Origin of the sequence: Rufibacter sediminis, assembly GCF_014269285.1 — a bacterium.
Lineage (GTDB): Bacteria > Bacteroidota > Bacteroidia > Cytophagales > Hymenobacteraceae > Nibribacter > Nibribacter sediminis.
In genome coordinates, this window is the sequence record NZ_JACOAF010000004.1 from 65433 (window position 1) to 77578 (window position 12146).

A 12146-nucleotide genomic window follows, 5' to 3' on the forward strand; every position below is an offset into this window, starting at 1 on the left:
CTGCTTTAATCTTTGTTATACCCACTGCAGTTACAAACTGCCTGTCATGTTGGGTCCAAGTCACAGACTTGAACCAGGAAGAAACAGAAGCTTTCTAATTAGCCTGCGCATTTCCGTTTCCAGCCTTTCGGTTGAGCGCCTAAGCAGGTTCCGGTGCCGCAGGCATTGCGACCGCAGGGAGCAAAGGAAGCTGGTACAGCGCGAGGCCGGAAGGCGGGGCCTCGCGGCCGTGAGCGCACGGAGGGCAGCTATGCAACAACCCAGCGCATGCACCCACGCCAACAGCGGCCTTCCGCCAGCACGAACGGAATGCGTGCACCCTAAAATTCTTGTATAGGTAAAGCTAGGCTCATCCGCAGCCAATTACATGCGCAACAAGAAGACAATTCTCAAAGGCGTTTTAAGGCTTATTTCCCGAAAACAACTCTAAAACGACCTATAACAAATACGCATTCCATTCATCCTCCGCCAAAACTACCCGAATGTGCTCCCGCAGCGTAGTCGCCAGAGAATAGCCGGTGTAGGTAGAGGAGATGGGATACCGCGTGTGGTGCCGGTTGATGAGCGTGGCAATCTCCAGCTTTTTGCAGTCTTTGTCCAGGAACTCGCGCAGCGTGTAGGCCAGGGTTTTGCCGGTGTTCAGGACATCGTCTACCAGAATGACGGTGGTGTCTGTCAAAGAGGGCAGGGCAGGGGTGATGACGATGTCGTGGGCCAGGGGTTCGGTTTTGTGCAGTTCAATCCCCATCAGCCGGATTTCCAGGGGAGAGATTTCGCGCAGTTCCTGAGCCAGCCGCTGGGCCAGAAAATAGCCGTTCTCATGGATGCCGGCCAGCACCAGTTCTTTCTCCTCAAAGTTTTGCTCGTAGATTTCAAACGCCATGCGCTTGATTTTCTGTAAGATCTGGTAGTGGTCCAGGATGCGGTTCTCTAGTGTAAAGACCATGGTGGTTGCTGTTTGCGGGCTAAATTACCAAAATAATCGCCAAACGTGCGGTGCAGGTCGCGGCAAAGTAGTATCTTTGAAAATATTTCAGGCAAATGGTTTTAAATGTGCGGCGAATGCCCTACTTTTGCAGTCCTATTCCAGAAATCCGTAGTTAAAAATATAGAATAATGAAAAAGGACCTTCATCCTGAATACAGAGAAGTAGTTTTCCAGGACACTTCCTCTGATTTTAAATTTATCACCCGTTCTACCATGAACTCCAATGAGACCATCACCATGGAAGACGGCAAGACGTACCCCGTGGTTAAAGTGGAGGTTTCTTCTGCTTCGCACCCGTTCTACACCGGTAAAAACATCTACGTGGATACTGCCGGACGTATTGACAAGTTCAAGCAGCGTTACAAAAAATAAGCGTATTGACGGTTTTTCCCGTACAGAAGTCTTCCTGAGTTTCAGGGAGACTTTTTTATTTTCGCCTTATGAACATCATTCTCTTTGATGACCCGCAGCTGCGGGCCAACCTGCTCCCTTTGACGTTCACGCGACCCGTGGCCGACATCCGGATCGGGATCATGACCATTGCCCAGAAGTGGCAGACGATGACGCAGGAGGTGGTTTCTTACCTTACGCAAAGCTACCTGCAAGGCAAGTTTCCGCAGCACCTGGACGGCGGGCCAAATCTGTACGTGAATGGTGCCGTCTGCCCCACGGCGGACTTGTTTGAGCAGATCAGGGAGTTGCCCGTGGGCGGAACTCTGTTCTATGACGATATTCTGGTGGCGCTCAACGCCGATCATCTGGAGCTGAGAACCATTGAGGAGGTCTATCAGCACAACACCTCCAAAAGAAGGCAGGTGGAGCTGCCGGCCCACGCCGTGGTGCAGAACCTGTGGGATATCTTCAAGGGAAACGGTCCGCAGATCAGGGAAGATTACAAACTGGTGACCCACGGGCGCGTGAGCCAGCCCATCTCAGATCCGCACACGGTGGCGTATAAACCGGAGGATATCTTCATTGAGGAAGGCGTCATTTTCAAAGCGGCCATTCTGAACGCCGAGAACGGACCCATTTACATTGGCAAGAACGTGCAGGTGCAGGAAGGAACCGTGATCAGGGGGCCGTTTGCCATCTTGGAGGAGAGCGTGATCAACATGGGCGGCAAGATGCGCGGCGACGTGACGGTGGGGCCGTACTGCAAAGTGGGCGGCGAGATCAGTAACTGCGTGTTCTTCGGGTATTCCAACAAAGGGCATGACGGGTTCCTGGGCAATTCCGTGGTGGGGGAGTGGTGCAACTTCGGGGCAGATTCCAACACGTCCAACCTCAAGAACAACTACTCCAACGTGCGGCTCTGGAGCCACGCGCAGGAGAAAATGGTAGACACCGGTCTGCAGTTCTGCGGTACCATCATGGCCGATCACGCCAAATGCGGCATCAACACCATGTTCAATACCGGTACGGTGGTGGGCGTGGGAGCCAATGTGTTTGGGGCCGGGTATCCGCCTAACTTTATTCCTTCGTTTACCTGGGGCAGCGGAGCCGAACAGCAGACGTTCAAACTGAACAAATTCTATGAGGTAGCCGAGGCCGTGTTGGGCCGCCGGGGAATTGCCCTGTCAGAGGATGAGCGCCAGATGTACAGACACGTGTTTGAGGTCACTCAACCGTCCCGCCCCTGGGAAACCGAGGCCGAAAGCACATCGGGGTAAAGACCACAAAAAAGCTTTCTGCGGCGGCGGTCGGTTTTTACTCTATTTTCTGAAAAGTAGGGCAAAAACCGTCCGCCGCCGTTATCTTTACAGACAATTGCCGGAGAAGGAGCTATTCTCGGGCTTCGTTTCAAAAAAGTAATTCTCATACGTGCAGTTTTCCCAGATTTACGGCCACCAGGAAACCAAGCAGCTGCTGCTCAATTCCGTCAAAGCCCAGCACGTGGCCCACGCCCAGCTTTTTTTAGGTTCTGAGGGAAGTGCCAACCTGGCCCTGGCGCTGGCTTATGCTCAATACCTGAACTGCGAAGACCCGCAGCCCCAGGATTCCTGCGGCGTGTGCCCCAGCTGCAACAAAATCAGCAAGCGCATTCACCCGGATCTGAACTTCGTGATGCCGGTGACCAAAGTGAAAGACCAGGATGCCCTGAGCAAGAACTTTGTGACCCAGTGGCGCGCGTTCCTGAGCGATAGCCCGTACCAAACTCTCAACGACTGGATGCAGTTCATTGGCGCGGAGAACAAGCAGGGTACCATTCCGGTAGGAGAGAGCCGTGAGCTGGTGCGCATGACTTCGCTGAAAGCCTTTGAGGCGAAATACAAGGTGATTGTGGTCTGGCTGCCCGAGCTCATGAACGCCAGCGCCGCCAACGCTCTCCTGAAACTGCTGGAAGAGCCGCCGGCTGCCACCGTGTTTCTGCTCGTGAGCAACGCCTCAGACAAGATCATGCCCACCATCCTGTCCCGGACCCAATTGGTGAAAGTGCGGACGTTTACCGATGAGGAAGTCATTCAATATCTGGTGGAGCAGCAGGGCACCGAGCGGGAACGCGCTTACCAGGTGGTGCAACTCGCCGAAGGCAACTTACAGGCCGCCCGGGTGCTGAGCCAGGAAATGACCTCTGATTACTTCACCTTCTTCCTGAGCTGGATGCGCCTTTGCTACAACCACAAGTTTGACGGCGTGCTGGAGCAGAGCGAAGATTTCCAGAAACTGGGCCGCGAGAACCAGAAGAACTTTCTGCAGTTTGCCCTGGGTTTGCTGAGAAAAGTGCTGCTGTACGGCGTAGACAGCAAGCTGATCGTTTTTTTGCCGCCGCCGGAGCTGGACTTCGTGCAAAAATTCGCAAAGCTCATTCACCAGGGCAACGGTGCCCAGGTCTCCCATGAATTAAACGAGGCGCATTACCACATTGAACGGAATGCGCACCCTAAAATCACGTTTTTAAATACCTCCATTCAGATTGCCCAGCTCATCAGGCCAGTGGCGTAAGTAGAGAACATGGAAACAACCCAACCAACGTCTCCCATCCGGATCGGGACCCGTGGCAGCCGCCTGGCCTTATGGCAGGCCCATCACGTCGCCGATACCCTGCGTGCCAGCGGCATGGAGGTGGAGATCATCACCATTACCACCAAAGGAGACCTCGTGTTAGACCGGTCTTTGGATAAAATAGGCGCAAAAGGCGTGTTCACCGAAGAACTGGAGGAAAGCCTGCGCACCGGTGCCATTGACATTGCCGTGCACAGCGCCAAAGACGTACAATCTACCATCCCCGAGGATCTGGAACTACTGGCCTTCATGGAGCGTGAGCAGGTGCACGACGTGGTCATCTCCTTTGACCCTTTATTTAAACTGGGCGAAGGACAACAGGTCATCGGGACGTCTTCTACGCGCCGCCGGTCCATGCTGAAGCGGTTTTACCCCAACGTGATCACCGCCGAGTGCCGGGGCAACCTGCAGACGCGCATCCAGAAGCTGAAAGACGGCCAATACGATGCCATTCTGCTGGCTTTCGCCGGGGTAACCCGCATGCAGTACGACCACATGGTCTCTCAGCATCTGCCTCTGGATAAGTTTATTCCGGCCGCCGGTCAGGGTAGCGTAGCCATTGAGTGCGCCAAAACCCTGCCGCTGGAGCGCAAGCTGAATTTGAAGCTGGCTCTGGACCACAAGCCTACCCATCTTTGCCTGCTGGCCGAACGCGCGTACCTGCGCACCATGGAAGGCGGTTGCAGCATTCCGTCCTTCGCCCTGGCGACCCTTGAGGACGATAACCTCACCCTACGGGCCGGCATCATCAGTCTGGACGGCGAAGAGCTGATTGTGGAGGAACTGACCCGCCCTTCGGCCGAGGCCGAGGCGATGGGGGAGCAACTGGCGCACGCCGTCCTGAGCCAGGGCGGGGACCGCATCCTGCAATCCATCAAAGACCAGAAAGCATAGTAGCGTTGACGGAGTCAGAATAGCTGAAATTGCTGTTTTGGCCCCGTTTTTCTAAAAACACCCATGAAAAAGACTTTGTACTTGTTGGCTTTGCTGGTGCTGCTAGGTACCACGGCATTTGCCCAGAAGAAAAGCAAAAAGGATTATCTGGTCACCATCGCTACCCCGCAGGGCACCATCCGGTTGGTTCTGTTTGAAGACACGCCCAAGCACCGCGAGAACTTCCTGAAACTGGTGAAGCAGAAATTCTATGACGGCACCACCTTCCATCGCGTGATCAAGGATTTCATGATCCAGGGCGGAGATCCCAACTCCAAAGACAGCGATCCAAGCAATGACGGAGCCGGAGGTCCGGAAGCGACCATTCCGGCGGAGATTCTGCCGCACCACCAACACATTTACGGGGCCTTGGCCGCCGCCCGAATGGGCGATCAGATGAACCCCAAACGGGAATCCAGCGGCTCCCAGTTTTACCTGGTGGAGAACCATGAGGGCGTGCCGTTCCTGAACGGCCAATACACGGTGTACGGTCAGGTGATTGACGGCCTGTCGGTGATCGATAAAATCGCGGAGCTGCCCAAAGACTACCGCGATCGGCCCACCCAGGACATCAAGATGACGGTGACCGCCAAGAAGCTGTCTAAAAAGAAAATTACTAAATTGTACGGCTACCGCTACGAATAAACCTCATATATGAAGACCCTCCTCATTACCGGTTCCAATGGTTTGCTGGGACAAAAGCTGATTGGACTGCTCCACACTGAGCCCAACATCAAACTGATTGCTTCGTCCAGAGGCCAGAACAAATTGGCCGAGCTGTACCCACACGTGGCCTTCGCCGCCATGGACGTGACCAACGCAGAGCAGGTAGAGCAGGTCATCGCCGAAACCCAGCCCACGCACATCATCCATACGGCCGCCATGACCAACGTAGACGATTGCGAGAGCCAGCGCGAGGAATGCTGGAAGCAGAACGTAGACGCGGTGGAGAACCTTGTACGCGCCTCTGAGCGGCACGGCGTGCACCTCATTCACGTCTCCACCGATTTCATCTTCGATGGCGAAAACGGCCCCTATACCGAGGAAGCCGAAGGCGCACCGGTCAACTTCTACGGCCAGAGCAAACTGGCCGCTGAGGAACTGGTGAAGAACGCCGCCTGCAAATGGGCCATTCTGCGCACCGTCCTGGTGTTTGGCATTGTGCATGAGTACGGCCGCTCCAACATTGTGCTGTGGGTGAAAGGCAGTCTGGAACAAGGGAAGCAGATCAAAGTTGTCAACGACCAACTCCGCACGCCCACCCTCGCCGAGGACCTAGCCCAAGGCTGCTGGCTCGCCGCCAAACACGATGCCCAAGGCATCTTCAACATCTCCGGCGAGGAGTTACTGACTCCCTACCAGATGGCCATTCAGGTAGCCGAGTACTTCGATTTAGACAAGTCCCTGATTGAGGAAGTAGACGGTTCCATCTTCTCACAACCCGCCAAGCGCCCACCCCGCACCGGCTTCGACATCACCAAAGCCAAAACCCAGCTAGGCTACCAGCCCCGCACCTTCAAAGAAAGCATCGCCATTGTGGCAGAGCAGATATAAACAGCCCATAGAACGGCCCTCCCGCAAACTGCAGGAGGGCCGTTCTATGTTAGACCAATAGAGAACCTATCCAAGGCAATCAGGGACAAAGCAGTAAGAAGTTTCTCAACCCAACCAAAGCGAGAATACCCAGATTCGTATCACCCCGTCCGCAGGAGGATACAGGCATTGCAGCGGTTCCCAATCCCTGTATCCTCCTGCGCTGTCTCAGTACTGGGCCGCATGCGTAGCCCAGTGCTGAGACAGCGCACGCAAGAACGTGACAAGCAGCAATGACCCACGCTCCCTATGCAACAGAGGACGGTTGCCAGGTGGTACTTTTTATTGAAGAAAAGACTGTCTGAGCGTCAGCGAGTTTCTTTTCTTCATGATTCTTTTGGTTACTTTTCTCATCCAGGAGAAAAGTGACAAACGCGGGCAGATCGCATCTGCAGCCACAAGGCTTGGCAACAAAGAAGTGGAGAGTAATGACGGATAGCTAACCGGAGCGGCAGTAGAGGTCGTTGGTGAGAACACCAACAACGGCGAAAGACAAGATCGGCGGAGTCGAAAGGAAATGGGTCAGCGGGTGTAAACATCCCCCTTCGCCCCCTTCAAAGGGGGAATCTCTGCTTAAGGGTAGTTCACTTGGCCCTTGGTGAGAACACCAACAACGGCGGGCCGGGCTGGTGGCTCAACGCTAATAGCTTAAGAAAGAAAAGGAAAGGCACGGAAGTAACTTCCGCGCCATAGAGGGCCATAAAGGAGCAAGTAGAAAAGCGTTGGCTCAACAAGAAGAAAGTCTTGCCTTTAGAGGAAAATTGGAGCACTCGTAAACGCAAGCGAAGCGATCATCAAGCAAACTATAATAAAGTAAAATAGAGTACATTGAAAATAATTTAGCCTAGAGCGTAAAAGCCATTGAAATAGAAAAACTTAGCCCTGCAGTTTCTCCGTAAAAAGCCTCTATGCTGAACCGTCTGCTTCGCGCCCTTCAGGAGTATTTTTCGTTCTCCCAGCGGGAGCTGAAGCAGTTTTTCATCCTGATTTTTCTGATGGTGGTGCTCCTGGCGGCACCATTTCTCTTTTTCCAGGACGATGTTCCCTATGACCCCACCACCGACCAGCAAATCCTGGATAGCCTAGTGGTGCAGCTGGACAGCCAGGCAGCTGAGGTGAAAGCGGAGAGAACCTACGCGTACCGGCGCAAGCCCATCAAACTGTACCGGTTCAATCCCAACGAGCTTACCGTGGCGCAGTGGCAGGAATTGGGCCTGAACAAATACATCGCGCAGCGCATTCTCAACTACCGCGCCAAGGCCGGCGACTTCAAAAGCAAAGCCCAGCTACAGAAAATCTACGGCCTGCCAGATTCGCTCTTCCAGCAATGGTACCCCTACATCGCCCTGCCCGATGAGAGTCCCGGGTACGCCCGCACCTATGCCAAATACCGGCTGTTTTCAGGCGCTTTTCCGGAAAACAGGGCTAAAACGGAGTATCCGCGCAAGCGGTGGGAGCTGCAGCCGTTTGACCTGAACACCGCCGATACCACGGAGCTGAAGCAGATCAGAGGCATCGGCAGCACGCTCTCGGCGCGCATCGTGAAGTTCCGGGACAAGATGGGCGGCTTCCATTCTGTGGAGCAGGTGGCGGAGGTCTACGGATTGGCCCCGGAGGTGGTGGACAGCGTCCGGAAGTACAGCTTCATCGGGAAGGCGTTTGAACCCAGGCGGCTCAACCTCAACACCGCCACCTTTGACGAGCTTCGGCAGCACCCCTACATCGGGTACGGATTGGCCAAAGCCATCATCAGTTACCGCACGCAGCACGGCCCGTACCCCAACGTGGAGGAGCTGCGCAAAATCAAGATTCTGGACGAAGCCAAGTTCCAGAAAATGCAGGCGTACCTGAGCACCCACTAACTTCCGGGTTGCCAGCGGCAGGCATCTCGCCGCGCAGGTTCTACCGCCCGAAGAGAATGGTTGGTCCCGTTCCGCTTTTTTCCCGAGCCAGCGCCGTTTTAAGGGTCTTTTCAGGAAAAAGGCCCCAAAACCCACCAATAATAATCCCATTGGTATAAGTACTGAATTATTGGTTTAAACCGATGCTTTGCTTGCGTTAAAAGGAATAGCGTCATTACTTTCTGGAACAAAACGTATTCCACTTGCCTGCCGGTGGGCACGGGGCGTGTTGGGGAAGAGGTAGGACTTTTCTGTGCTCTCTCAGTGGCAGGTGTGCACCCAGCAAAGGGGCGAGGATTACCGGACGTAAGGAACTATAGGAGAACGCGAGTTATGAGGCACGAAGAAATGACAGGGGAGCATCCAGCGGAAACAGCGGTTCTGCAACTGATTTTTCAGGCGGCGCCTGACCCGTACCTCGTCCTGACCCCTGACCTGAAAATCCACTTAGTCACTGATGCTTACCTCGCGGCTACACTACGTAAGCGGGAAGACCTTCCGGGGAAATACATATTTGATGCCTTTCCGGATAATCCCGCTACCCCAGAAGCCAACTCCGTTCAAAACCTGCATGCCTCTCTTCAGCGGGTCTTGAAAACCAGGAAGCCGCACCAGATGCCCATTCAGCATTATGATGTGCCAAAGCCCATGGCTTTAGGAGGTGGTTTTGAAGAAAAGCACTGGAAACCCGTGAATGTGCCCGTGCTGAACGAGAGAGGGGAAGTGCTCTACATTATCCATAAAGTCACCGACGTAACGGCGCTGGTGAAAGAACAGGAAGCGTTCAGAGACCTTACCCGGGAGCGGAATGCCCTACAGGTAGGGCTGGACCACGCCCTGTATATTCAGCAGCAGCTGAAACAGGAAGAGCGCCGCCTGAAAGAAGCCCAGGCCATTGGCCACATAGGCAGTTTTGAGGCAGAGCTGCCGCAGGACGACCTGGTCTGGTCAGACGAGATGTACCGCATCCTCGGGCTGGAGCCGCAAAGCGAACCGGTCTCCTTTGAGAAATTCAACTCGTTCATTCACCCCGCAGACAGAGCCCGGTTTGATGCCGCCCTAGAGAAGTTTTACCAAACCCACGTTGATTTTGACAACGTCTACCGCATCATTCGGGCAGATGGGCAGATCAGGGTGGTACACCTCCGCTCAGTTCTTCATGTAGATGCCCAGGGCCAGAAGCAACGGGTGTACGGCACCATGCAAGACATCACTGAGCAAAGCCAGGCCCAGGAAAAACTGGAAGCCAACGAAGCCCTGCTTCGGCAAGCCGAGGCGGTGGGCCATACCGGCAGTTACGAAGCCGATGTCAAGACCATGGCCATGCGCTTCTCAGATGAGATGTTCCGGCTGCTGGGGCATGCGCCGCAGGCGCTGGAGCCCACGCTGGACTGGGTAGACAGCATCACCCACCCAGAAGACGTTCCCCACATCAGGGCAAAATTGATCCAAGCCCTGGAAAACAGGCAGCCGTACCACTATATCAGGCGTATTTACTGGCCTAACGGGCAGTTGCGGTACATTGAAGGCAAAGGCGCCGTGATCTGTGACGCGGAAGGAAACCCGGTCAAGTTCATGGGGACCATCCATGACATCACGGACCAGATCCGCACTGATCTTATCCTCAACTCCATCAATGAAGTATGCTTTGAGCTGGATGACCAACTCCGGTTCAGGTACGCCAACCGCAAGGCCTATGACACCTGGGGCAAGCGCCCGGAAGACGTGCAGGAAAAGTCTTATTTTGAGGTGTTCCCGGAAAACCGCGATACCGACATCGGGCAGATCATCCGCACCGCCTTAGCAGAGAGAAAACAGATTCTGCAGCGGGTTAACTCGCCCCAGGAAGAGAAATGGTTCTTTTACAACACCATGCCCACCGCCACGGGCCTCATTGTCCTGTACTTTGATGTCACAGAACGGGTAAAAGCCCGGGCAGAAATCAAGAAGCAGCAGGAGCAGTTTCAGCTATTAGTAGAGAACATGCCCAGCCTCATCTCCCGCTGGATGCCCGGCTCGCGCCTTGTGTATTGTAACTCCAGTTTTGAGGCCAAGCTGGGGCTGGCTCGCGGGACAGCCTTGGGCAAAACCAACCGGGAGATGGGCATTCCTCCAGAAGTAGCCCAACCCTTAAGTGCCAGCCTGGAGCAGGTGTTCGCCACCGGCCAACCCAAGGACCATGCCTGTGATCTGATCACCCCCGAGGGGGAGATCAACCTGCTGGCGCGCCTGGTGCCGGAATTTACTTCTGAGGGCACGGTAGAAACGGTGTTGTGTATTGCCCATGACATCACGGCCGTGCGGCAGGCCGAGGAACAGATCAGGAAGCACCTGAACATTCTGGAACAGGCCGAGGAACTGGTAGGCATGGGCAGTTGGGAGTATGACCTTGCCACGGGTAAGCTGGCCTGGTCAGAGGGGTTGTTACGGCTCCTGCGCATAGAAGAGGGGCAGAGTTCCTGGCCCGAGCTGTTCCTGGAATATGTGGTAGAGGAAGACAAACCCATTGTGCGGGAAATCATGGAGTCGTTACTGGTGCATCCGCAGCCTTTTGAGCAGACCCTGCGGCTTCAGCTTGAGCAGGAAGTAAGAATCCAAAAGGTGAAAGGCACCCTGGTGACCGGGCCAGACGGCACCCCATCCAAAGTGCTGGGCGTGAACTGGGACATCACGGAGATGCAGCGCCTGGAAGAAGAGAACCTCACCATCCGGCTGAACCAACAGAAGGAATTGCTGCTGGCCATTCTCAATACCCAGGACGAGGAACGCCGCCGCATTGCCGAGGGGCTGCACAACGGCATCGCGCAGCTTCTGTACGCCGCCAAACTGAACCTGGGCCAGGTTCTTCGGGATGAATACATTCTGCAAAACAGGCAGTTACTGGAAACCGCCGCTAAAACAGACGACATTCTGGAGAAGGCCATTCAGCAGACGCGTTCCCTCTCCCATGAACTGATTCCCACGCCTTTGTCTGACCTGGGGCTGGAGGCCGCCATCAAAGACATTTGTTCCACCTTGGCTAGCAAGGAGCTAAAGCTGAAATGCTGGATCTTCAACCTGCACACGCCCCTGGAAAAACACTTGGAATTGGCCGTCTACCGCATCGCGCAGGAACTGACCAACAACATCGTGAAACACGCCAACGCCACCCAGGCCGGACTTCTCCTGCGCGAGCAACGCGGGGCGCTGGTGCTGGAGGCCGAAGACAACGGCCAGGGCTTTGTGTACAGCCAAATGATGCACAAAGGTATGGGCCTCAAATCCATCCATGACCGGGTCAAGCTGCTCAACGGCACCATTGAGATCGACTCGGCCCCGGGCCAGGGAACCACCATCAGCATCTCGCTTCCGCTGGTCTGATCCAGTCCTGAGCGGAGTAGTTGGAATTTGTGCTAGATATCCGTTTTAGGGCCGATTTTCTGAAAATACCCCTAAAACGGTTTCCGTCATGGGGTGCCTTTCCTAGAAAACGATGTTTCCAAAACCCGGTAAGGTAGGGGCAATCCCTTGTGGTGGCCCTTTTCCCACCTTTGCCGCCGCAAGCGGTGTTTTCCCCAAAGACTAAATCTCGGTAAATATCCCATCAGGGTAATCCATTCATCACCGTCTTGCAGAATACCATCTTCGGCAAGGCACCGTCCCCACTGCTCCCCAGATTTGTAATGCAGCCTACATTCCTTAATTTTCCGGGGTGGGTGCGCGCTGTACCAAAGGCAGAAAGTAACCGTT

General features: G+C 54.7%; 9 protein-coding genes. 8 read left to right on the plus strand and 1 reads right to left on the minus strand.

Annotated features, from left to right (window positions below):
* Positions 1-436: 436 nt before the first annotated feature.
* Complete coding sequence (locus H7U12_RS01950) at positions 437-946, minus strand: phosphoribosyltransferase family protein (RefSeq protein WP_186632051.1); 510 nt, start codon at positions 944-946, stop codon at positions 437-439.
* A 170-nt stretch (positions 947-1116) separates the two neighbouring features.
* Here H7U12_RS01950 and H7U12_RS01955 point away from each other — a divergent pair, with 170 nt between their 5' ends.
* From H7U12_RS01955 to H7U12_RS01990, 8 genes are all read left to right on the plus strand, one after another.
* Complete coding sequence (locus H7U12_RS01955) at positions 1117-1359, plus strand: type B 50S ribosomal protein L31 (protein ID WP_062544188.1); 243 nt, start codon at positions 1117-1119, stop codon at positions 1357-1359.
* A 68-nt stretch (positions 1360-1427) separates the two neighbouring features.
* Entirely contained in the window at positions 1428-2657 is a 1230-nt protein-coding gene (locus H7U12_RS01960) for a GlmU family protein (RefSeq protein WP_186632054.1), read from the plus strand.
* Between the two features lie 151 nt (positions 2658-2808).
* Positions 2809-3930, plus strand: a complete 1122-nt coding sequence (locus H7U12_RS01965; RefSeq protein WP_186632056.1) for a DNA polymerase III subunit — start codon at positions 2809-2811, stop codon at positions 3928-3930.
* Between the two features lie 9 nt (positions 3931-3939).
* Positions 3940-4884, plus strand: a complete 945-nt coding sequence (hemC, locus tag H7U12_RS01970) for a hydroxymethylbilane synthase (RefSeq protein ID WP_186632059.1) — start codon at positions 3940-3942, stop codon at positions 4882-4884.
* Positions 4885-4947: 63 nt separating this feature from the next.
* Positions 4948-5568 (plus strand): peptidylprolyl isomerase, encoded by a 621-nt coding sequence (locus H7U12_RS01975; protein WP_186632062.1) that lies wholly within the window; start codon positions 4948-4950, stop codon positions 5566-5568.
* A gap of 9 nt (positions 5569-5577) precedes the next feature.
* A complete protein-coding gene (locus tag H7U12_RS01980; RefSeq protein WP_186632065.1) occupies positions 5578-6477 on the plus strand; it encodes an SDR family oxidoreductase in 900 nt (299 codons plus the stop codon).
* A 947-nt stretch (positions 6478-7424) separates the two neighbouring features.
* Positions 7425-8378 (plus strand): ComEA family DNA-binding protein, encoded by a 954-nt coding sequence (locus H7U12_RS01985; protein WP_186632068.1) that lies wholly within the window; start codon positions 7425-7427, stop codon positions 8376-8378.
* A gap of 372 nt (positions 8379-8750) precedes the next feature.
* Positions 8751-11777, plus strand: coding sequence for a sensor histidine kinase (locus tag H7U12_RS01990; protein WP_186632072.1), 3027 nt, complete (start codon positions 8751-8753; stop codon positions 11775-11777).
* The last annotated feature ends 369 nt before the right edge of the window (positions 11778-12146 follow it).

Bases quoted from the DNA above. Each gene is read 5' to 3' on its own strand.
- H7U12_RS01950 (WP_186632051.1), bottom strand. From the start codon at position 946: ATGGTCTTTACACTAGAGAACCGCATCCTGGACCACTACCAGATCTTA.
- H7U12_RS01955 (WP_062544188.1), top strand. From the start codon at position 1,117: ATGAAAAAGGACCTTCATCCTGAATACAGAGAAGTAGTTTTCCAGGAC.
- H7U12_RS01960 (WP_186632054.1), top strand. From the start codon at position 1,428: ATGAACATCATTCTCTTTGATGACCCGCAGCTGCGGGCCAACCTGCTC.
- hemC (WP_186632059.1), top strand. From the start codon at position 3,940: ATGGAAACAACCCAACCAACGTCTCCCATCCGGATCGGGACCCGTGGC.
- H7U12_RS01975 (WP_186632062.1), top strand. From the start codon at position 4,948: ATGAAAAAGACTTTGTACTTGTTGGCTTTGCTGGTGCTGCTAGGTACC.
- H7U12_RS01980 (WP_186632065.1), top strand. From the start codon at position 5,578: ATGAAGACCCTCCTCATTACCGGTTCCAATGGTTTGCTGGGACAAAAG.
- H7U12_RS01985 (WP_186632068.1), top strand. From the start codon at position 7,425: ATGCTGAACCGTCTGCTTCGCGCCCTTCAGGAGTATTTTTCGTTCTCC.
- H7U12_RS01990 (WP_186632072.1), top strand. From the start codon at position 8,751: ATGAGGCACGAAGAAATGACAGGGGAGCATCCAGCGGAAACAGCGGTT.